This window comes from Kitasatospora sp. MBT66, assembly GCF_000710405.2.
In the GTDB taxonomy this organism is placed as follows: Bacteria; Actinomycetota; Actinomycetes; order Streptomycetales; family Streptomycetaceae; genus Kitasatospora; species Kitasatospora purpeofusca.
The window spans coordinates 1123326-1144331 of sequence record NZ_JAIY01000006.1 but is presented as its reverse complement, the minus strand read 5'-3'; the positions used below and the strand labels follow the sequence as shown (position 1 = coordinate 1144331).

Here is a 21006-nt window from a genome sequence, read left to right as displayed (position 1 = left end):
TACTGTTCGAACGGCCGTGCCCGTCCGGCCCCGAACGCACGACCGCCCCCGTCCGGATCCGGACGGGGGCGGCCGAAAGGCGACCGGGCGGGGATTAGGCCTGCTTGGTCTCCCAGAAGATCTTGTCGAACCCTGCGCGATGCTGGGGGCCACCCCTGAAGGCCACCCTTCAGGCACTCGCCGATCGGAGAGCGTTCCGGCTGGTGAACCAGCCTTTTCCCCCGCCGCGCGGGCGGCCTCGCCGCGGGTCACGCCGCAGCCGCCAGAGCCGCCTTGACAGCCTCTGGGAGATTAATGGGTGATCCACTTCCCCAGAGGGTCTGAGCGACCCCCTGAGACGCCTCCCAGCGCGCCTGAAGGCTCACCGCGATGCGGCACTCCATCAGCTTCGTGACATGAGAGTACGTACCCTCCACACCCGGGAGCTTATGCCCCATCCGCGCCTCGACTGCGACGGCTGGGTGCCCGTCCTCGTCCAGCCACACCTTCATGCTGTGGCGGCCGCCGTGCGGCACCATCTCCTCTACGCCCTCCACCGCCGGCAGGCCCGGCTTCCCGCGCGTGCCCTTGCGACGGGGCTCGGCCGGGCGCCCGGCCACGATGGGCGTCCAGAAGCGGCCGTAGAACTCGTCGTCGGCGCGGAGCGGCTTGCCCGTGATGGAGGGGAAGACCCAGCGGTTGTCGTGGCTCGCGAGCTGCTCCCGGAGCAGGCCAGCGAGGAACGGAGGCAAGATCAACGTCCGGTAGCTGGCGTACTTCGGGGGAAGCTGGGTGAAGCCCTTGCCGCCGCCCAGCCACTGGCCCTGGTGCTCAACGCGTATGTACGAGCCGTACGGGTCGTCCGAGAGCCAGACGTACTTCCGCTCCAGGCCGGCGATCTCCCCGATCCGCAGCCCGGCGTAGGCGATGGTCAGGACCATGGTGTAGCCGGTCAGCCCGCGGATCACCGAGGCGTTCGAGGCGACGTTGAGCAGCTGCAACGGAGAGCCGTGGACGTACTCGTCCTCGACCTGCGGCGGAGGGACGTACCGGCCGCGCCGCAGCCGGCGCCCGGTCGGCACCGGGTTCTCGGTGATCAGCTTCTCCGTGACCGCGTCCTCGAGCATGGTTCGGAACAGGCTGACGATGTTGTCGACATAGTTCTTCTCGTGCGCCCGACCGAGGCGCTTCTTCCAGGCCCGGAAGCCGAGGGCGCTAATGTCGGCCAGGTTGACGTTGCCCCACTCGGGGACGAGCTGGGAGGCGATGAGGGACCGGTACGTCCGGTCGGTGGTCTCGGCGACGTCGATCGCCTCGAGCCACTCCACGGAGTACTCGGCGAAGGACAGCTGGCCCCCGCGCGGGTTGTGGAACTTGCCGCGGCGGACGTCGGCCTCCAGCGCCAGGCCGTACTGCTCGGCCAGGCGCTCGGTCGGGAACTTGTTGCCGAAGTCGTCGCAGCTCGCCGAGGCGTACCTACCGTTCGGTAGCTTGTAGCGGACGCGCCAGAACTTCCCGCGCTTCTCAGCGTGGGCCATGATCACCACCCGAGAGATCGGACTGAAGGAGGGCAGGGAGGAGCCCAGCGCCAGAACGGCTTGCTGGATCCCCCTGAGGCTCAGCGCGCATCGGGGCCGGCCGCCATCCCCCTCAGGGCGGCGTCGACATCGCGCTGCATATCAGCTGCCAGGGCGCGTGCCTCGTCCGCGCTCACCTGGGACTCCAGTACCCACACCGTGATGGGGCCGGCCTGAAGGTCCTCGCACTCCAAAAAGACGCGACCACCGTGGGGAAGGGTCGCAATCCTCTGTACCTGAACCCGCGGCATTGCCTGGGTCCCCCCTCACCTGCCGAGCTGAGCGGTGCCACCCTCCTCGCGCCACAGGCAAGAACAGATCGTAGTTGACCCTTCGACATTCCGTACAGGGATTAGGACGGCCTCTCGCCCGGGTCCATCTGATCTTGGACAACGCCGCGCAGGCCGCGCTGAACCCGGCTCCACTCGCGCAGGTCGTCGCGCACCTGCGCGGCCGGCGGGAGGTCTTCGCTGCGTTCGAGAACCAGCGTCATCAGCGCGACGGACCCGTCGGGTCGGAGGTCAAGGACGTCGGTGTCGATCACGTGGCCGTCGGCAAGTTCCTGCAGGACGCGTTGGGGGAGTCGCGCGACCAGCGCGTCGGCGATGGCTCTGGCGGCGTCGACCGCGGCTGGCCCGCGTCCCGGGTCCTGCTGTGAGCTCGGCGGCTCTGGTTCGTCTCCGGGCTCGCGAAGCACTGGCTCGCCACCGGCAAGCACCCGCTCGACAGACCCTTCGGCCCAGCCGACCTCGCGGGCGTAGCTGCGGATGGTCGAGGTGACCCGCCGGGCCTCGCCCTTCTCGATGGTCGCCAAGGCGTTGCGAGTGACCCCGATGAGGGCGCCGAGTTCGTCCTGCGTGCTGCCCCCCGCCTGGCGGCCGGCCCGGAGCAAGCTGCCCAGCCGGGCCCAGTCTCTTTCCATGAGCACCATCATGCCGCACGTTCATGCAACGTGACAGAACGGTTCCAGCCTCTTGAGCTGCACTTAAGGCGCGGTTTCTGGGCGTCCGTGTTGCATCAAACCGGACTCATCGGGCATGACGGACCGGATATCGAACTGATGTCCGACAAGCTCAATGCACTGTAACTGTGCATAAGTGTTGTGCCATGCATCGCCCTGCGCTAGGTTTCATGGCGTGACACCGAACGGCACGGCAATACGGGCCTTCCGAAAGGCCAAGAAACTGAGCATCCGCGGCTTGGCGCTTCTCATCTCGCGTGATCCGTCCCACATCTCCCGCATCGAACGGGGGCTGGCCGGCGCCAGCGAGACAGCGCTCCGCCAGATCGCAGGAGCACTGGACGTGCCGGTCGCAGCCATCAACAGGGAGGAAGCGTCGTGACGACCACGGCCACCAGGCCTCGGAGCCGCTCTGCGCCGGCCTCCGCCGGAGCCGCACCGACGGGTGCCTTGACCGCCAGGGCCGCCCGGCCCCGGCGCAGTGCCGACTCGGACGTGCCGATGGCGGAGCTGCGGCACTACTCGATCCAGGAGACCGCGGACCTGCTCGGCGTCTCCAAGCGCTGGCTCGCGGGGAAGGTCGCCGCCCGCGAGGTGGCGTGCACCTTCATCGCGGGTCAGGCGAAGTTCACCGCCGTCCACATCCGCCTGCTGTCGGCCGCGGGCGAGATCAACCCGGACGCCATCGGGCGCAAGCGCACCGCCTGACCGACCCCCCAGACATGGATCGGGCCGCCCCGGCTTGGACTCCAGGGACGGCCCCGGCCCACACCGATCAAGCACTCACAGAAGGAGGTAGGGCCGCGTGACGCAGCCTACTACCACCCCCCTGACCAACCTCGGCCACTACGAGCCGCACAACGCGAGCGCCCTGGAGCTGCAGGCCCAGACCGCCGCGCTGTACGTCGCGCTGCACCTGACGAACCGCGCGCTGGCCGCCGGCCTGACGGCGCCCTGGTGGACCATCGACCCCACCGGCAGCCTCACGGCCGAGTTCACCGGTCCGCACGCCCTGCGGGACCTCGACCGCTGGCGCCGCCAGCTCCCCGACGCCGCGACCGCCTCGGCCCGGAAGCTCCACGAGGTCCGGTGGACCGTCACCGCCCTCGTGCAGGCCGTCTCCGTGCAGCTGGTTGCTGTCGTGCCCGCCTCGGTCCGGACGGCGGTGCCCGCGTGAACGTCCACGACCTGATGAGCGAAGAGCGCCTCGACAAGATCGACGCGCTCGACCTGGCCACCATGCTCCCCGAGAGCTCCGCCTGGCCGGAGGCTGAGCGCACCCGCGCCGGCGCCTGGTTGGCGAAGTTCGCCCCGGTCATCCACGCGCTGGTCGACGAGATCGACACGCTCGAGGACGCGCTCGACGACTGGGAGGACTGGGCTGACACCGTGCGGTCGTCGAACCCGACCGCGCCTGAGCCCCCCGGCCAGATCCGTGGTGTGTCCGTGCGCAAGTGCGCGCCGAGGAAGTGGCAGGTCCGCTGGGTCGAGAACGGGCGCCGCCGGTCGAAGACCTGGGGAACCCCCACCGACGCCCGAGGCTTCGCCGAATCGCTGGTCCGCCAGCAGATGCGCGGGAGTGCCCGATGAGCGCGCCCGAGGAGCTGGAGGAGATCGGGTGGCTGGCCACCGCCCGGGCCAGCGCGCAAGGTGCGGACCCCGGCCTGGACTGGCAGGGCGCCGCGCTCACCAGCTCGCGGATCGCACACAGCGCTCAGCAGCGCGCGGCCCGCCTCCTCGCGGAGAACGCCCGGTTGCACGGCGAGGTGGTCCGGCTCACCGACGAACGGGCGGTGCTCGCCAAGACCGTCGACGGCCTGGAGACCGTACTCGACCTGGCCGCCGGCGAGAACCTGACCCTCTGGCGGGCTGAGCACACCGAGGGCCTCCTCGTCCTCGACACCTACCTGACCCGCACGGCGGCGGAGGAGCACTGCATCAGCGTCGCCCGCCGTGACCCTGGCCTGACCAACGCCGAGCTGCGCTGGATCCAGGACGGCCCGGACCCGAGCGACGAGGACCCGGCATACCTCTACGTCCTCCGCGACGACGGGGAGCGTGACATCGGATACGCCGTCACCCCGATCACCGCGAAGGCCGCGTTCGACCCGGACGGCGACGAGTGATCGCCCCGTCCGAGGCCGGCCCCGCCCTGGTCCTGGTCCTCGCCGTCCCGGTAACCGCGCTCGCGCTGCGGCACTGGGACCCGGACCGGATCCGCCGCCGCGTCCACCGCCGCCGCATCCACGCGGCCCGCCGCTCCAACACCCCGAAGGGCAGCACCCGATGAGCACGACAACCACCTGGTGGACGAAGAGCGCATACGCCGATACGCACGACGCGCGCGGCACCCTTCACATCCACCCCGGCGGGCTCGGTGGCGACCAGCTCACCATCTACCAGGACTCCAAGATGCCCGCGGGCGAGATGTTGGCGATCGCGGACCGTTTCCTCGCCGAGGTGCAGCGCTGGCGCGACGGCGTCGCGAAGACCGCGGCGGCGGCCCGCAGCACGGCTGACGACCTCGCGGCCGCGCAGGCCCGCATCGCCGAGCTGGAGAGCGCGGCCGAGAGGAGCAGGTCCTGATGACCGCCCTGCTGAGGATCGTCCGGATCACCGACCCGATCCACGCGTTGGAGCTGGTCCGGCGCGACGGGCGCGGGTGGCTGCTCTGCCCGCTGCCCCGCACCCGCCTGCGCTACACCGGCTGGCCCGAGCCCCATGTCCGCCTGTGCGACACCCCCCGGCCCAACTGCCCGGACTGCGAGGGTGCCGGCGGTTGGGACGAGGACTACGGCGACTACTACACCGGCGAGTACGCCGGCACCAGGGCCGTGCTGTGCGGTTGCTGGGACTCCGAGTTGCTGATCGCCGCGTGGCGCATCCCCCACTGGATCGCCCGCCGCTTCTTCGGCTGGACCCAACCCGGCACCGCCGCCGGCTACTCGACCGAACCGCCGTTCTGACCTGAGAACCAGAGGACCATCTGATGCCCGCTCGCCAGAGCAACACCGCCCCGGTCCCCGCCGACGCCCTGCGCCGGACGGTGGTCGAGCACATCGCGGACGGCTTGTCGAGCGGGCAGCCGTCGGTCATCAACGCGGCCCTGAAGCTCCTCACCGACCTGGACCTCGCCGGGGTCCGGGTCGGCGAGGAGGTCGACCAGCGGCTGGTGGCCCTGCCGCCCGCCTGGCGCCGCTGAACCTGCCGGCCCGCCGCGCCGGACCTTCCCTTCCCCCTACCCCAGCTCCGACGAAGAGAGCTCCGTTGACCAGCACCACCGTTGCCCAGACCCTGCGTGACGCCGCTCGTGAGTACCACGACGTCGGCCTGTGCGTCCTGCCTATCAAGGCGGACGGCAGCAAGGCAGCGGACGTTCGCAGCTGGACACCGTACAAGGTCACCCGCTCCACCCCCGAGGAGCACGACAAGTGGTTCGCCCCGGGCCGGACCGCCGGCATGGCGGTCGTCTACGGTTCCGTGTCCGGCGGCGTCGAGTTGATCGAGTTCGAGGGCCACGCCGTCGAGGACGGGATCCTCGAGGCGGTCACCGACATCATGGAGGCCTCGGGCCTCGGCCCGGAGTGGGACGCCATCACGACCGGTTGGGCCACGGAGTCGCCCAGCGGCGGCCTGCACCTGCGGGTGCGGGTTACCGGCGGCCCGGTGCCCGGCAACACCAAGCTCGCCTCCCGGCTGGCCCGCGAGGACGAGTACACCCCGGAGGAACGCCAGCGCCTCGCCGAGAAGCCGAACAGCCGCATCATCCGGGTGCAGATCGAGACCCGCGGCGAGGGCGGCTACGGCCTGGTCGAGCCCAGCGCCGGCACCGTGCACGCCTCCGGCCTTCCGTACCAGCGGGTGGCCGGTGGCCCCGAGACGATCCCGGTCCTGGCCGCTGACGTCATGGGGGCTGTCCGCGAGATCTGCCGGATGGTCGACTCCCTGCCGAAGGCGGAGACACCGAAGTCGGCGCCCCGTGACCCGCGGCCGCTGCCCGGCGGCCAGGTCCGCCCGGGCGAGGACTTCGAGGCTCGCGTCGACTGGGCGGACATCCTCCAGCCGGAGGGCTGGACGTTCGTCACCCAGCGCGGCGGCACCCGCTACTGGCGCCGGCCGGGTAAGGACCGCGGCCTGTCCGCCACCACCGGCCACGCCGCCGACCGCGACCGCCTGTTCGTCTTCACCAGCTCCACCGACTTCCAGCAGGAAGTGCCGTACACCAAGTTCGGCGCGTACGCCCTGCTTCACCACGCCGGCGACCACAAGGCCGCCGCCCGGTCCCTGCGTGGCAAGGGCTACGGCGATGCCACACCGCACCGCTCCCTCGCCCCCGTCTCCCACCTGCCCGTCCACCGGCCCGCCCCGCCGGTCGACGGCGCCCTGGCCCTTCACTACGACCCCGAGCAGGAGCCGGACCTCCCCGAGGACCCGGGGCCCCAGGCTCGCCCCGAGGTCGACATCACCAACGAGGCCGACGGCATCGACGGCGTCCTCGCCGTTATGGCCTCCGGCGTCCTGCCCGGCCTCTACAAGCGCTCCGGCGGCCCGTGCTGGGTCGACGAGGACGACCAGGGCAACCCGCAGCTCGTCCAGCTCAGCTCCGACAACCTGCGCGCTTACCTCGCCGACCACCTCCAGACCTACACCGTCGCCAAGGACGAGGAGAGCGGCGGCACCAAGGCAGTGCGCACCCTGCTCAACCCCCGGACCTGCTCCACCATCCTCGGTCGAAAGGACTGGCCGTTGAACAAGATCAAGGGCGTCGTCACCTCACCCGTCCTGCGCCCGGACGCCACGCTGATCACCCAGCCCGGGTACGACTCGGCAACCGGCCTCTACCTCCACCCCCGCGTCCCGCTTCGGCGCCTGGCTCCGGAGGTCACCTTGGAGAGCGTCGCGAAGGCCAAGCACATCGTCCTCGGCCAGATGCTCGCCGACTTCCCCTGGCAGGCCCCGTCCGACCGCGCACACTTCCTCGGTGCCCTGCTCACCCCGATCGTGCGCCCGTACTTCCACGGCACCACCCCGATGTTCGTCATCACCGCGACGGCGGCCGGCTCCGGCAAGAGCCTGCTCAAGGACGCGTTCCAGTACTTCTACGGCATCGCGTCGACGCCCTGGCCGGAGAACGACGCCGAGCTCCGCAAGGCCGTCACCACCCAGCTCTACACCACCGGCCAGCCGGTCGTCGCCCTCGACAACCTGCCCAACGGCCACATCATCAAGTCCCCGATCCTCTCCGCCCTGCTCACAGAGGAGGTCTGGCGGGACCGCATCCTGGGCAGCACCGCCTCCGTCGCAATGCCCAACGACCGCCTCTGGATAGCCACCGGCAACAGCCTGCGCACCGGCGGCGACAACGGCCGGCGCGTCATGTGGGTCCGCCTGGACCCCGACTGCCCCGACCCCGACCAGCGCGACGGCTACACCGTCGGCGACCTGCGGCCCTGGCTGCGTACGAACGCCTCGACCGTCGTCGCCGCGCTGGTCACCATGGTCCGCGGCTGGGTCGCCGCCGGCGCCAGGACCGTCCGCGTCCGAAAGGGTGACTACTCGGAGTGGGCCAGCCTCATCGCCGGGATCCTGGACTACCTCGGGGTCCTCGGCTGGATGGCAGACCGCGACGAGGCCACCGCCATGGACGACGAACTGCAGGAGTGGCAGCTCTTCCTGGAGATGTGGCGTGAGAAGTTCGGCGAGCGCGGGGTGACCACCGGCGAGGCCCTCGGCGCGCTCAAGGAGTACGTCCCCACCCAGCGGGACGAGCTCCCCTCCGCGAAGCAGCTCGGCCACTGGCTGAAGGCCCGCCAGGGCCGGTACTTCGGCACCCACAAGCTCGTCCAGTTCCCCGACTCACACCGGAAGCAGAACGTCTGGCGCGTCGACGTTCACGACTCCAACCGGCTCCCCACGAGCAGGACGTGAACGCCACCAGTCGCGTGCTGCGGGCATCTGCGGGGATCACATACCCGCAGCGCGCGGGTATCCCTCGAGGCCACCGCGGCTCGCTGACCAGCAGCGTTGCGGGGTTGCGGGTATCTGCGGGGATCTCTGCGAACCCTGCCCGTACGAACACCACATCCCCGCTTCACCACTCGCAGCATGCAACGTGTGCCGCATCCCATCTGCCACTCAGCTCACACCTCAACCTGAAGAACATTCCGCAGATACCCGCAAACCCCGCAGCGCCGCAGGTCAACGGCCCAGTTCGGCGCACCGCACATCCCCGCAAGGAACCCCGCACCATCCCGCACATCCCCGCGGCCCAGGAGAGGCTCATGACCGACTTCACCGACCACAAGGGCCGTACGGTGGCCAGCCGAATCTCTGCCGTGCAGCGCTACGGTGACCCGATCACCGACCAGCAACGCGACGACGCTCGCCGCCTGCTCAACGCGATCCTCCAGACGGCGGCCCCCTTCGGCGTCACCCTGGACGACTTCGACTGGACGATCGACCTGCCCGGCGGATGCGTCGACGTGGTCACCGCGAAGGCCCGCCGCACCATCGCCAGTACCCACACTGCTCTCGGACAGGGCAGCGGTCAGCTCCGGAGGGACAAGGAGGCCGCCCGGGGTCGGCAGCACCTCGGGCAGGCGGACCGGTGAACGCGTGGCTCGTCCTCATCCCCTGCAGCCTGATCGCCATCGCCGGGGTCTTTCTCCTCACCCGCCGGGCCAGTGGACCCCGCAACGCTCGGCCTGAGCCCGATACCCAGGCCGCCGCCCGTGACAGCGGTCTCATCGCACCCGTGGGGGACTGACCCATGACCAGCCGGAGGCCGACCACGGCCCCGCTCACCGACACCGAGCAGGTCCACCTCGACGACCTGATTCGCCGCGGCGCCCGTCACCTGACCCCCGCCGAGGCCGGCCGGCTCCTTCGCCTGTGGGAGCAGTACCAGGCCGACCGCGCACAGGAGCGCCGAAGCGCAGGCGGAGCCGCTCTCGACGGGCCAACCGAGACCCCGGCCACGCCGCCGGCCGCCACTTAGGGAGAGACCCATGGGAATGTCCGCCAGGGCCAAGCTGGCCTACGGCTACAACCTCGGCGGCGACGACAGCGGCTGGGCCGTCAAGCAGGTCGATGAGGACGGCAGCCTCGCCGTCACCTGGCCAACGCTGAACGACGACGGCGTCACCGAGGCCGTCGAGGCCGTGCTGCTGGCGGCCGCCGGATTCACGGAGATGGACTGGCGGGCCGACGGCTACTTCGACCGTAGGTGCCAGGCCAAGGCCCGCGTCGGCGTCAAGATCGTCACACACTGCGTGCCCGACTGCGCCAGCCACGTCCTCGCCGCGATGGAGATCACTGCCGAGCTGGGCGAGACCCGGCCCGTTGACTTCGCCAGGTTGGCCGAGCAGGCCCAGGTCGAGGACTGGGACGGGCGTCTCCAGCGCGCTCTCGACACCCTCGGGCTGACGCCAACTCAGGTGCGGCCGCAGTGGCTGCTCTGCCCGTACTACGGCTGACCCCGGACACGACGACGGGGCGCCCCCTGTGCCGGCCACAGCCCCGGGGACGCCCCACTCGGTGCGATCACCATACGCCCCACCTGGCAGGAGACCCACAGTGACCAGCACCGAGCGCACCGCCCTCACCGACCTCACCACCATCGCCGACCTCTGGGACGACCTGCGCGAGCAACTCGACACGCCCACCATCACCAGCTGGCCGCCCGCGGGCATCACTGCCTACCTCGCCGCCCTCGACGAGCACGCCCGCGAGGAGTACCTCGCCGACCAGGCTGCCGAGCGTGCCGAGCGCACCGCCCTCGCCCCGGGCGAGCGCCCCGTCCCCCTGCGGCTCGCCGTCCTGGACACCATCCGCGCCCTGGACGCCACACTGCTGCACATCGCCGACCAGATCGCCAGCTCCGTCCAGCGGCCCGCCCGCACCGCGAAGGCCGCCGGTCCCGGCGACGACATCGGCCTGCGACTGTCCCTGGCCGCCACCGCCGACCAGGCCGACCCCCGGCGCTGGAGCTGGACCGGTGGCGGACGCGACGCCCGCACCGCCGCCCTCTGGCTCGCCAAGCGCCTGGACGGCGAAGCCGGGCCGTTCCGCCGGCTCCGGCCGGCCGAGGTCGACCGCATCGCCATCGTCGCCGCCGGCGCCCGCCAGCGCATCGAGAAGACCCTCGGCCTGGCCCGCCGAGAGGACCCGATCCCGCGGCCCTGCCACTGCGGCGGCGAGCTGGTGATGCGCCAGGGCGGCGGCCAGGACCCCGAGGTCCAGTGCCGTACCTGCTCGGCCACCTGGTCCGGCCCCGCCCTCGTCCAACTGTTGCCCAGCGCGGCCTGACGCCACCCCGAAGCCAGCCATCCGCCCGCCCCGGAACGAACCGCCGGGGCGGGCACCAGCCCTGGAAGGACCCGCAGATGACCGACCGGCACAACCCTCGACACCCCGCCCGGCAGGCTTCGGAGGTGAAGCTGTGACGGACGACCGGGACGACGACGGTCTCGACGAGTTGCTTGCCGCCATGCAGGCAGCGGCTGACCCCACGGTGCCCGAGCTCCTCGCCCAGATAGACCGCGCCCGCCAGGCCCCGCCGCCCGAAGTCACGACCATCCCCGACCCGGAGATGGTGTTCGGTGCCGAAACGCTCGCCCGCTTCCGCTGCCCGCTCCAGTGCGGGTGGACGCACGAGGAGCCGGTCGGCGACGGACCCCTGCGGGTCATCCTGCCCGCGGACTGGTCCCTGGAGGACCTGAACTCCGCGCTCTGCCTCGACGCCGAGGTGCGTGCGCTGGCCTTCCGCACCAACGTCGAGCAGGCCATCGACGAGCACTTCCGCCAGCGCCACCCGGAAATCTGAGCCACGCCCCTGTCGGGCGGCCGCCGCGAGCAGGAAGGGATGACACCTCCTGCCTGAAGGGACAGCGCCATGTACGCCACCTGCACCCGCTGCGGCCGCACCACCTACACCGCGCCCCGCCGCCCCTGCGACAAGCCGACCGACGCAATCCACCTGGAGGGCCCCGGGAAGGGCACCCGCAACTGCACCTGACCGGCAGGCCCGGCCCCGGGGGTACCCGCGATCGGCCTCCACTCGGGCCGGACCCGGCGGCTGGTGAGCGCACTCACCAGCTCGTCGGAGAGCGCGCTCACAACACCTCACGGAGAACCCATGATCGACCTGAGAGTCGGCGACACCGTTCACGCCACCCTGCACGGCCTCGCCGACCCCTGGGCCATACACGGTGCCGCCACCATCTGGAGCGTCACTGTCTACGACGCCCGGGCAAGCGTGATCCTGCAGATCACCGACCATCCCGACCCGCTCAGCCGCACGCACAGCGCCTACGCCAACGGCCTGGTGACCACCGACGATGAGGGCGTTCACCACCTGTTTAACCCGGTCGTCGCCGACCCGGGCCCGACCGCGATCACCCTCGGCCGGACTGTCATCGAGCGCCAGGACCCGGCCCTGGAGGAGCACCACACGACTCAGTCGTACCACCAGCTCGCAGGCTGGTACCCGCCCTTCGGCAACACCGGTCCGCTGGGTGAGAGCGCGCTCAACCTCCTCGACCGCGCCGTCCAGCGCAGGGCCGCCGGGCGCGACCAGGCGGTCGAGGCCGAACGCGACCGCGACTCCCTGATCCGCCGCTTCCTGGCGGGCAAGGTCGACCCTGGTGTCCTGGCCGAGCGCACAGGGCTGCACCGCTCGCGGATCTCCCAGATCAAGAGGAAGCCGGACACCGAGCAGGAGGACCTGCCCGCGGTGCCCGCCGAGGATGCCGCCGTAGTGGCTTGACGAACCGCCAGGCCCTGCCGCATAGTGGCTGGCAGATCCGGCATGCCCGGAAACAATGAGCCCGCCCGAGAGCCCCCGCAGAACAGCAGCGGGGGCTCTCGGCGTTAACGGCCGCCCAACTGCGGACCCGGCAGGCCGATCGGCACCGCCCGGAACAGCAACAGCAACTTCGGCCGGCCCTGAGCCCCCGGCGCCAGCGACTGCGTCTGGTCCAGCCGCCAGCCCGCCTTCTCCACCTGCTCGATGACGTCGGAGAGGTCGTTCACCGTGCCGACGTACACCGGCGGCGGGCCCTCCCACAGAACCGTGTGGACCTGGTGCCCCCCCTTGTATCGCTCTGCCGCGGCGCCGACGAAGTCGACCGGTTGCGCCTTGCCGAAGACCTTCACCATGCGCCGCAGCGTATCCGTACGAGCCAGCAGGGGGACGGGAAATGGCCTGGGCCAACAGCGACCGCCGGGCCCGCCTGCCGCCGGATTGGCCGCGGATCCGGCGCCGCATCCTGCACCGCGACAAGCACGCCTGCACCAACCGGTTCTCCGACGGCGGGACCTGCGGCCGCCCGGCCACCGAGGTCGACCACATCGTCGCGGGGGACGACCACACGGACGCCAACCTCCGCGCCCTGTGCTCCCCGTGCCACCGGAGCAAGAGCAGCAGCGAGGGCGGCACCGCCTCCGCCGCGCACCTGGTCAGCGAGAAGCGCACACCCCGACCGCACCCCGCCCTGGAGGACTGATGCCGCTCGACACCATGGCCGCCGGCGTACCCATGTACGTCCACCCCGGGATCGACGCTCGCAGCTGGGCCGCGCTGACCACCTCCGACCAGCCGGTCCGCTGGATCGTCCTCAACCAGGCCGACGGCCCAGGCGCGGTCGAGGACCCGGTCCTCTACGACGCCGCCAGGGCGGTTAAGGCCGGAGGCGTCACCAAGGTCTGCGGGTACATCGACTACGCCTTCGGCGCCCGCGACGGCGGCGACTACACGATCAACCAGGACGCCGCCAAGTGGATCAGTCGGGGCATCGACTCCGTCTTCCTCGACCGCGCCCCCTCGGCCGCCGCACAGGTCCAGAGCACAGCCGTGTCGGTCCTCGGACTTCGCAAGGCCGGAATGAAGTTCGCCGTGCTCAACTACGGGGTCCTGCCCGCACCCGGGCACCTGGACATCGGCGATGTCGCCGTGGTCTTCGAGGGCGACATGCCGACCTACCGCACACTCTCCGTGCCGGCCTGGGTCTTCGAGCACGAGCCCGAGCGCATCGCCCATCTGGTCTACGAGGCCAGCCAGGCCGACGCGCGCGAGGCCGTCGGCCTCGCGCGCGGCCGCGGCTGCCACAACCTCTTCGCGACTGCGGCGACCTTCGCCAGCGGCAACCCCTGGGCGGGACTGCCGACGTACTGGAGCGACGAGGCCAAGGCCCTGAAGAGCTTCCCCGCCCGCCCGGCGCCCGGGTGGCAGGTGTGAGCGACGGCGCGCACGTGGAGATCGTGGAGCCCGGACATGACAGCGGCCTCCCGCTGATGCCGACCACGGTCCGGGTCAACGGCACCGACGTCGGGACGCTCGCGGAGGCTCCGAAGGTCGACACGGGGGACAGTGACCACCCGGTCACCGTCACCCTCGTCCTCGTGCCGCGACGCATCGACCTCAAGGGCGAGCCCAAGGGCGCCCGGCCGTCCAAGGCCCGGCTGCCCATCGGCTTCCGCCCCGACTCGCCCTCCCCTGACCCGAGCGGCCGGTAAGGCTCGCCTTACCCTGAGCGGGCGGGTGAGCTGTCCGGCTCGGCCCGGACGGGGCAGGTAAGGTCAGCCTTACTTGATCATGACCCCAGGGGGGTAACCCCCTCCGGGTCGACCGGAGGATCGTAAGGGTGCTGGATCTCGCGGTCTGTACGGGTCTGGAGGGTTGGCTCGAGGCGCCTCCGGGTGGCCTCGCCCCCCGCTGATCTACGCCAGTCCGGGCTGTTTCGACCCCCCGAACGGCAGGCGACCGCACGGCGCCACGGCCCCTCGATGAGACCGCTGAATCCAGCATCTATGCAGGTCAGGGCCTTGAAAGCGTGACACCTGACCTAATATCATGGAGCCATGACCCGCACCTGTGAGCACTGCCGCAAGCCGCTCGCCATCATGGCGCGCGCCCACGCGCATACCTGCTCGCCCCGGTGCCGCAAGGCCCTTTCGCGCATGAAGGCCCGCCAGACGCCCGCCATCCCCGCCGAGCTGACCACCCGCGACAGGTGGGTGCGCTACAGCGCGAGGAAGGTGCCCCTGACGACCGCCGGCACCCCGGCCTCCAGTACCGACCCCGGCACCTGGACGAGTTACTCAACCGCGGCCCGGTCCACGGCCGGCGCCGGACTCGGCTTCGTCCTGGCTGGCGACGGCATCGTGTGCATCGACCTCGACCACTGCCTCGCCGCGGACGGCACACTCGAGACCTGGGCCGCCGACATCGTGGCCCAGTCCGGTGCCACCTACACCGAAGTCTCGCCCTCCGGCGCAGGCCTGCACATCTGGGGCCGCGCGGACGTCCGCCACGGACGCCGCATCCGGCGCCCCGGAGGCCTGGCCGTCGAGGTCTACGGCACCGGCCGCTACATCACCATGACGGGCCGCCGACACGGCGCCTGCCCGTCCACCCTCGCGGACCTCTCCGCGCTGGTCACCGCGCTGACGCAGTAAGCCCTCCCGTCATGGGGCGGCCGCTGCCGCCCCGACACGGGAGGCCCCATGGCCCGCATCCAGGTCCTGCCGCTTCCGGCGCGCCCCGACGATCCGGCTCCATTCGCCTTCGTGATCGACGAGACGCACACCCTGCGGGCCGAAGACGTAGAGGCGCTCACCCGGACGCTGCCCAAGCTCAAGGAAGCCGCCGGCGCGCACTTCGTGCTGGTCACCGACATCCACCTGGACGTGACCTGATGGCAGGCCGCGGACCTGCTCCCAAGGATCCGGCCCACCGGCGCCGCCGCAACACCGCCCCGATGCCCGCCGTCACGGTGGAGTCGGACAACCAACTGCGCGGCCCCGAGCTGCCGTTCGGTGTGCTCGGCGACGAGGACTGGCACCCGGTCACCGTCGAGTGGTGGGACACCTGGCGCCGCAGCCCGCAGGCCCAGGTGTTCACCGAGACCGACTGGGCGATGCTGCTGGACACCGCGCTGATGCACCACACGATGTGGACCCGGCAGAAGCTGGACCTGGCCGGCGAGATCCGCCTGCGGGCGGCCAAGTTCGGCGCGACCACGGAGGACCGGCTCAGGCTCAAGCTCCAGGTCAGCACCCCCAGCCAGATACCTGCGCCCGAACCCGCGCCGGTCGCGATGCCGGGCAAGGCCGACGTCACCGACCTGGCTTCCCGGCGGGCACGCCTGAGCGGGTAGGAGGTGCCGGGTGCCGCGCTCCCTCGTGCGAGCCCCCGGCCACGACCGCGACCGCTCGCTGGGCTGGCTCGCCGTCGCCTGGATGGAATGGTTCGTCGTCCATGGGCCCGGCGACGTCCAGGGCATGGCCGTCCAGCACGGCGACGAGTACACCGGGTTTCTGGTCGACTGCTACGCCCTCGAAGAGGGTGGCGGCCGGCTGCTCTACGACTCGGCATTCCTGAGTAGGCCGAAGGGCTGCGACAAGTCCGGCCTCGGCGCCCGTCTGAGCCTGTTCGAGGCGCTGGGCCCGTGCCGGTTCGCCGGGTGGGCCGAGGGCGGCGAGACCTACACCGACCCATGGGGCCTGGGCTTCACCTACACCTACGCGCCGGGCGAGCCGATGGGCCGTCCGGTCACCGTGCCCTACATCCGGATCATGGCCACCGAGGAGGGCCAGACCGGAAACACCTACGACACGGTGCACTTCAACCTGGTCGACGAGTCGTCCCGGCTCAGCCAGGTGACGGGCGTCGACGCCGGGCTGACACGGATCATCCTGCCCGGCGGCGGAGAGATCACCCCGTCGACTGCCTCCAGCGCCTCCAAGGACGGTGGCAAGGAAACCTTCCTCGTCCTGGACGAGACACACCTGTACATCACGCCCGAGCTGCGGCGGATGTACAAGACCGTCACCCGCAACCTGCGCAAGCGCAAGAAGGGCGCCGGCACGTGGTTCCTGGAGACCACGACCATGTTCGCGCCCGGCCAGGACTCGATGGCCGAGAAGACCTTCGAGGAAGCGGAGGCCCTGCGGGAGGGTCGCAAGAAGCGCGGCCGCCACCGCCTTCTCTACGACCACCGCTGGGGCGAGGTCGCGGACCTGAAGAACGAGGCCCAGCTCCGGGCCGCACTCCGGGACGCCTACGGCGACGCGATGGCGTGGATCGACGAGGACACCCTCGTCGACGACTTCTACGACACCCGCAACGACGCCGCCGACTCGCGCCGCTACTTCCTCAACAGCCGGACCACGGTCTCGGACGCCTGGCTGGAGCCGGACGCCTGGGCCGCCTGCCGCACCCCGGAGGAGATCGCCCCGGGCGAGCTGGTCACGCTCGGATTCGACGGCAGTGTCCGGGACGACTCGACCGCCCTGGTCGCCTGCCGGATCTGGGACGGGCACCTGCAGCTGCTCGGCGTCTGGGAGAAGCCGGAGGGCCCCGGCGGCGAGGACTGGCAGGTACCGCGCACCGAGGTCGACGCCGCCGTCGCCCGCGCCTTCGCCACCTACGAGGTCGCCGGCTTCTACTGCGACCCCGCCTACTGGCAGGACTACGTCGACGCCTGGACCCGCGACTTCGGCGCCGACCTGCCGGTGCGCGCCACTCAGAAGGCGCCGCTGGAGTGGTGGACCAGCCGGGCCACCGTCATGGAGACCGCCCTGGACCGCTTCCGGGAGGCGGTCGAGGACCGGCGCCTGAGCCACGCCTCGGCTGTGGCCACCGACGACACCACCCTGACGCCGGGCCTGCGGCTCGGTACGACGCTCACCAGGCACATCCTGAACGCCCGCCGGCGCCGGATGGGCCGCAACCACCTCGGCATCGGCAAGGAACACGCCAAGAGCCCCCGCAAGATCGACGCCGCGATGGCCGCCGTCCTCGCCTACGAAGCCCGCGCCGACGCAGTCGCGCAGGGAGTGACCAAGAAGAAGAAACGTTCCAGCAAGTTCCGCGCGTTCTGAGCGGTTTGGCGAGGGGAGGCCCCATGGCGATCGACGCCACTGTGGTCGGCTCCCCTGGGTGGTGGCTGGCCCGTCTGGGGCACCGCATCCTCGCCGAGCGCAAGGAGCTCGACCGGTTGTGGAAGTACGCGATCGGCGAGCCCGACCTGCCGTCCGTGCCCGGTGTCGCGCCGGGCGCGGTCGGCGACTGGATGAACGTCGCACGCACCAACTGGTCCGGCCTCGTGTTGGACGCCCCGGCCGAGCGGTTGGGCGTCACCGGCTTCCGTTTCGGCGACAAGAGTGCCGACAGCGAGGCCAACAAGATCTGGCAGGCGAACTTCATGGACGCCGACGCCGACCTCGTCCACTACGGCGCACTGTCCCAGCGCCGCGCCTACGTGCTGGTGGAGCGGGACGAGGACGGGCAGCCGGCCCTCAGCCACGAGACACCCCGCCAGATGGCCGTCGAACACCAGCCCGGCCGGCCGCGCAAGCTCGCCGCCGGCCTCAAGCTCTGGCGCGACGACTGGACCGGCCAAACCCGCGCGACCCTCTGGCTGCCCGACGGCATCCACCACTTCCAGACCAAGGACGAACAGCCCGTCTTCCTGGGCCTGGTCGGCAGGCACATCCTCGGCCGCTGGGACGCCTTCTCCCTGCCGGGCGACCGCGGCAACAGCGAGGCCAACCTCCTCGGGCAGGTCCCGATCGTGCCGTTCGTCAACCGCCGCAACCGGTCCCTGTCCGGCTTCGCCGAGCACGAGGACATCACCTCCGTGCAGGACCGGATCAACCTTTCCGTCCTCAACTTGATCGCGGCCATGCGCTACGGCAGCTTCAGGCAGAGGTGGGCGGCCGGCCTGGAGGTCGACGAGGACCCGGTGACCGGAAAACCGGTCGAGCCGTTCAAGCTCGATATCACCAAGCTGTGGACAACCGAGAGCCCGGACACCCGATTCGGCGAGTTCCAAGCCACTGACCTGGGCCCGTACGTCCAGGCTGTCTCGGCCGGAGTCCAGGACCTCGCCGCCCTCAGCCACACCCCGCCGCACTACCTGATGGGCGTCGTAGCAAACGTGAGCGGCGACGCCCTGAAGTCAGCCGAAACCGGCCTCGTGGCGAAGGTGAAGGACCGGCAGAGGGCCTTCGGCGAGTCCTGGGAGCAAGTCCTGAGGCTCGCGTTCCGCGTGCTCGGTGACACCGAGCGCGCCCGGGTAACCGGTGCCGAGACCGTCTGGCGCGACCCCGAGTCCCGTACCGTCGCGGAGCTCGCCGACGCCGCCGTCAAGAAGGCCGCGGCCGGTGTCCCGTGGCGCCAGCGCATGGAGGACCTCGGCTACACCCCGCAGGAGATCTCGCGGATGGAGGTCGACCGTGCCCAGGACGCGATGCTCGCGCCCCTGGCCACCGAGACCAGCCGGCCGCCAGCACCTGCGCCGGCGCCCGCGGCCGCCCCTGGAGACCCTGGGGTGGTGGGCCGTGCCGCAGCCTGACCCGTCGGTCCGGTACGACGCCCGTGTCGCCGCCACCTGGCGGACCGTCCTGCGGCAGCTCACCGGACAGTGGCAGTCCCTCGGTTCCTGGCGCTCAGGCGACGTCCCGAGGTTCCAGCGCCAGGCGCTCCCCGCCGTTCAGGCCGGTCAGCGCACCATCGCCGCGCTGACTGCGTCCTACCTCGAGCAGCTGTACCGAGACGTGGCCAGCGAGCCGTCGCCGCGGGTGACGCTGGACATGGACCGCGTCACCGGAGCTGCAGTCCGCAACGGCACGGCGCCGGAAGAGGTCTACCTCCGCCCGTTCAAGGTCACATGGAGGGCCCTGTCCGACGGCGAGCCGCTGGACGTGGCGACGGAGCGAGGTGCCAACAGGCTCCAGGTCCTCGCGAAGACGGACCTACAGCTCGCACGCACACATGCCGCGCATGACGTCCTCGAACAGCAGCCGAAGATCACCTACTACCTGCGGACCCTGAACGGCGAGTACGACTGCGCGCTCTGCCTGGTGGCGAGCACACAGAGGTACCGCAAAGAGACCTTGCTGCCGATCCATCCGGGCTGCGACTGCGGCATCACGACGGTTCACGCCGATGAGGATCCGGGGCAGGTCGTCGACCCGGTGAAGTTGGACGCGATCCACAGGGCCGTCGAAGGGGCCCTAGGCACCCACGACCGCTCCGCCCGAGCCGTGGACTACCGCCAGATCATCATCGCGAACGAGCACGGCGAGATCGGACCGGTCCTGTCCTTCAGGGGCCACAAGTTCACGGGGCCAGACGACCTGAACCCGAAGGACGAGACGCCGACCCCGCCGGAGCCCAAGATCCCCGAGCCGTCGGCGCGCATCTCCGAGGCGACGCGCCAGCAGCTTGACGACGTCCGCGCGTCACTGCCGCAGACCCGAGAGGACTGGCTCAACGACCGCCGCATCACGCATCCGGCAGCACGCCCTCTGGAGAAGCGAATCCTCGAGGTCCAGCAGGAACTCGAGGACCTCCAGACGAAGCGGGACCGGATCGTTGCGGATGCCGAAGCCGAGTTCAAGAAGCGTCGCACGCCGCGCTACAAGCGGGATGGCCTTCTCGCAGAGAAGACACAGGACGTTGACCATGACATCTACCTTGCTAACAGCTATCTCTCGGAATTTCGCGAGCTGGCAGGAAAGTCGCTGGCCGACGCGTCGAACTCGAGTGAGCGATACTTCCTCCAGGAACGCCCGGAATGGCATGAGTTCACCTACCGCAGGGATGTCTACGGCCGACTTCTCCCGCCCGAGACGTATGAGCGCCACCTCGACCGGGTGCTGGAGGTCGGCCACGCGCTGCGGGACGAGCTCTTCGACGCGATGCAGGGCGACGCAGAGCTCCAGCGGCTGCGCGACGAGCTGAGGTCAGCAGGTTCGCAACACGTCGAGGTCGACGTACTGCGGGAGGCCCGTCGAGCGGTCGCGCAACGCGAAGCCGGCATCATCCACGTGCTGCTCCGAGACATCCGAGAGATGGATGGCGGCACCCCGGCGCAACTGGGCGATCCGTCCGCGGTTCCGTTCGACAGCGGGAGCGCGCCGGACGACTGGGAAGATCAACTACGCGAAGCGTTCCGACACTTCCCTGCGTCGTGGCACGCGACCACGCAAGGCTCGCCGCTGCACATCGTCGGAAACCAGCGCGCGTGGTACCTGCCAGGAGGAGGCAGCAGGCCTGACTTCCTGTCCCTCTCGCTGCGTGATGTCCCCACCTACGATGGCGCGTTCACGACTTCGGCAGCGGAGATTGCGGCGCACGAGCTCGGACACCGCATGGAGCAGTACGTCCCGGGACTTCGCGAGCTGGAGTACACCTACGTGCGACGACGCGCGACAGCCAACGGTGTACTCGAATCGCCGAAGAACATGGCCGACATCTACTCCTGGTACAACAAGGCCGACATGGAGTTGACCTACGAGGACTCCTGGGCCGACGCCTACACCGGCAAGACCTACGAGTCCGGCTACCCCGACGACCCAGCACGGGCACCCTCCGAGGTCTTCCAGGTAGGCCTTCAGGACCTGTTTGGCCGAAGCAGCAAGCAGTACGGTGGAATCGAGCTGCAAGCCTTCATGCTGGCCCTTCTGGCCCTGCTGTGAGGA

At 70.6% G+C, this 21006-nt stretch carries 29 protein-coding genes; 26 read left to right on the top strand and 3 right to left on the bottom strand.

What is annotated here, in order from left to right; all coding sequences use genetic code 11:
- Positions 1-248: 248 nt before the first annotated feature.
- A complete protein-coding gene (locus BI06_RS17545) occupies positions 249-1517 on the bottom strand; it encodes a tyrosine-type recombinase/integrase (RefSeq protein WP_149030391.1) in 1269 nt (422 codons plus the stop codon).
- Between the two features lie 391 nt (positions 1518-1908).
- The gene (locus BI06_RS17535; protein ID WP_043469036.1) at positions 1909-2490 is read right to left on the bottom strand and encodes a helix-turn-helix domain-containing protein; all 582 of its coding nucleotides are present in this window, start codon (positions 2488-2490) and stop codon (positions 1909-1911) included.
- 202 nt (positions 2491-2692) lie between these two features.
- Here BI06_RS17535 and BI06_RS46420 point away from each other — a divergent pair, with 202 nt between their 5' ends.
- From BI06_RS46420 to BI06_RS17465, 17 genes are all read left to right on the top strand, one after another.
- Positions 2693-2899: a helix-turn-helix domain-containing protein gene (locus BI06_RS46420; protein ID WP_158516438.1), complete on the top strand. Its 207-nt coding sequence runs from the start codon at positions 2693-2695 to the stop codon at positions 2897-2899.
- Positions 2900-2967: 68 nt separating this feature from the next.
- Positions 2968-3225: a hypothetical protein gene (locus tag BI06_RS17530; protein WP_043469033.1), complete on the top strand. Its 258-nt coding sequence runs from the start codon at positions 2968-2970 to the stop codon at positions 3223-3225.
- A 97-nt stretch (positions 3226-3322) separates the two neighbouring features.
- The gene (locus tag BI06_RS17525; protein ID WP_043469030.1) at positions 3323-3694 is read left to right on the top strand and encodes a hypothetical protein; all 372 of its coding nucleotides are present in this window, start codon (positions 3323-3325) and stop codon (positions 3692-3694) included.
- Positions 3691-4107, top strand: coding sequence for a hypothetical protein (locus tag BI06_RS17520; protein ID WP_043469027.1), 417 nt, complete (start codon positions 3691-3693; stop codon positions 4105-4107). Before BI06_RS17525 ends, BI06_RS17520 begins: the two co-directional genes overlap by 4 nt.
- The gene (locus tag BI06_RS17515) at positions 4104-4643 is read left to right on the top strand and encodes a hypothetical protein (protein WP_043469025.1); all 540 of its coding nucleotides are present in this window, start codon (positions 4104-4106) and stop codon (positions 4641-4643) included. The genes BI06_RS17520 and BI06_RS17515 overlap by 4 nt, the downstream gene beginning before the upstream one ends.
- The gene (locus BI06_RS50855; RefSeq protein ID WP_158516437.1) at positions 4640-4807 is read left to right on the top strand and encodes a hypothetical protein; all 168 of its coding nucleotides are present in this window, start codon (positions 4640-4642) and stop codon (positions 4805-4807) included. The genes BI06_RS17515 and BI06_RS50855 overlap by 4 nt, the downstream gene beginning before the upstream one ends.
- Entirely contained in the window at positions 4804-5103 is a 300-nt protein-coding gene (locus BI06_RS17510; protein WP_043469022.1) for a hypothetical protein, read from the top strand. The genes BI06_RS50855 and BI06_RS17510 overlap by 4 nt, the downstream gene beginning before the upstream one ends.
- Entirely contained in the window at positions 5103-5483 is a 381-nt protein-coding gene (locus tag BI06_RS17505; protein ID WP_051741193.1) for a hypothetical protein, read from the top strand. Before BI06_RS17510 ends, BI06_RS17505 begins: the two co-directional genes overlap by 1 nt.
- Before the next feature lie 23 nt (positions 5484-5506).
- The gene (locus tag BI06_RS17500; RefSeq protein ID WP_043469019.1) at positions 5507-5719 is read left to right on the top strand and encodes a hypothetical protein; all 213 of its coding nucleotides are present in this window, start codon (positions 5507-5509) and stop codon (positions 5717-5719) included.
- Between the two features lie 65 nt (positions 5720-5784).
- Positions 5785-8445, top strand: coding sequence for a bifunctional DNA primase/polymerase (locus tag BI06_RS17495; RefSeq protein WP_051741191.1), 2661 nt, complete (start codon positions 5785-5787; stop codon positions 8443-8445).
- A gap of 353 nt (positions 8446-8798) precedes the next feature.
- On the top strand, positions 8799-9128 hold the full coding sequence (locus BI06_RS17490) for a hypothetical protein (RefSeq protein ID WP_043469016.1): 330 nt from the start codon (positions 8799-8801) through the stop codon (positions 9126-9128).
- Positions 9129-9286: 158 nt separating this feature from the next.
- The gene (locus BI06_RS17485) at positions 9287-9514 is read left to right on the top strand and encodes a hypothetical protein (RefSeq protein WP_051741189.1); all 228 of its coding nucleotides are present in this window, start codon (positions 9287-9289) and stop codon (positions 9512-9514) included.
- A gap of 10 nt (positions 9515-9524) precedes the next feature.
- Positions 9525-9992, top strand: coding sequence for a hypothetical protein (locus BI06_RS17480; protein ID WP_043469014.1), 468 nt, complete (start codon positions 9525-9527; stop codon positions 9990-9992).
- A gap of 100 nt (positions 9993-10092) precedes the next feature.
- A complete protein-coding gene (locus tag BI06_RS17475; protein ID WP_051741185.1) occupies positions 10093-10824 on the top strand; it encodes a hypothetical protein in 732 nt (243 codons plus the stop codon).
- Between the two features lie 133 nt (positions 10825-10957).
- The gene (locus BI06_RS17470) at positions 10958-11341 is read left to right on the top strand and encodes a hypothetical protein (protein WP_043469011.1); all 384 of its coding nucleotides are present in this window, start codon (positions 10958-10960) and stop codon (positions 11339-11341) included.
- Between the two features lie 69 nt (positions 11342-11410).
- On the top strand, positions 11411-11533 hold the full coding sequence (locus BI06_RS54720) for a hypothetical protein (protein WP_255360225.1): 123 nt from the start codon (positions 11411-11413) through the stop codon (positions 11531-11533).
- Between the two features lie 120 nt (positions 11534-11653).
- Complete coding sequence (locus tag BI06_RS17465) at positions 11654-12283, top strand: hypothetical protein (RefSeq protein WP_043469008.1); 630 nt, start codon at positions 11654-11656, stop codon at positions 12281-12283.
- A 104-nt stretch (positions 12284-12387) separates the two neighbouring features.
- Here the strand turns inward: BI06_RS17465 and BI06_RS17460 are convergent, their stop codons facing one another.
- The gene (locus BI06_RS17460) at positions 12388-12675 is read right to left on the bottom strand and encodes a hypothetical protein (RefSeq protein ID WP_043469005.1); all 288 of its coding nucleotides are present in this window, start codon (positions 12673-12675) and stop codon (positions 12388-12390) included.
- A gap of 41 nt (positions 12676-12716) precedes the next feature.
- Between BI06_RS17460 and BI06_RS17455 the strand changes: the two genes are divergently transcribed.
- The 9 genes from BI06_RS17455 (at position 12717) to BI06_RS52435 (ending at position 21003) form a co-directional block, all read left to right on the top strand.
- Positions 12717-13022, top strand: coding sequence for an HNH endonuclease (locus tag BI06_RS17455; protein ID WP_043469002.1), 306 nt, complete (start codon positions 12717-12719; stop codon positions 13020-13022).
- Positions 13022-13753: a spherulation-specific family 4 protein gene (locus BI06_RS17450; RefSeq protein WP_051741183.1), complete on the top strand. Its 732-nt coding sequence runs from the start codon at positions 13022-13024 to the stop codon at positions 13751-13753. Before BI06_RS17455 ends, BI06_RS17450 begins: the two co-directional genes overlap by 1 nt.
- The gene (locus tag BI06_RS17445) at positions 13750-14031 is read left to right on the top strand and encodes a hypothetical protein (RefSeq protein WP_051741181.1); all 282 of its coding nucleotides are present in this window, start codon (positions 13750-13752) and stop codon (positions 14029-14031) included. The genes BI06_RS17450 and BI06_RS17445 overlap by 4 nt, the downstream gene beginning before the upstream one ends.
- A gap of 345 nt (positions 14032-14376) precedes the next feature.
- Positions 14377-14973, top strand: coding sequence for a bifunctional DNA primase/polymerase (locus BI06_RS17440; protein WP_043468999.1), 597 nt, complete (start codon positions 14377-14379; stop codon positions 14971-14973).
- A gap of 48 nt (positions 14974-15021) precedes the next feature.
- On the top strand, positions 15022-15213 hold the full coding sequence (locus tag BI06_RS17435) for a hypothetical protein (protein WP_043468996.1): 192 nt from the start codon (positions 15022-15024) through the stop codon (positions 15211-15213).
- Positions 15213-15674: a hypothetical protein gene (locus BI06_RS17430; protein ID WP_043468993.1), complete on the top strand. Its 462-nt coding sequence runs from the start codon at positions 15213-15215 to the stop codon at positions 15672-15674. Before BI06_RS17435 ends, BI06_RS17430 begins: the two co-directional genes overlap by 1 nt.
- 10 nt (positions 15675-15684) lie before the next feature.
- Positions 15685-17400: a terminase large subunit gene (locus BI06_RS17425; RefSeq protein WP_043468990.1), complete on the top strand. Its 1716-nt coding sequence runs from the start codon at positions 15685-15687 to the stop codon at positions 17398-17400.
- Positions 17401-17423: 23 nt separating this feature from the next.
- Entirely contained in the window at positions 17424-18875 is a 1452-nt protein-coding gene (locus tag BI06_RS17420) for a phage portal protein (RefSeq protein ID WP_051741179.1), read from the top strand.
- Entirely contained in the window at positions 18862-21003 is a 2142-nt protein-coding gene (locus BI06_RS52435) for a hypothetical protein (RefSeq protein WP_063794981.1), read from the top strand. Before BI06_RS17420 ends, BI06_RS52435 begins: the two co-directional genes overlap by 14 nt.
- Positions 21004-21006 lie beyond the last annotated feature (3 nt).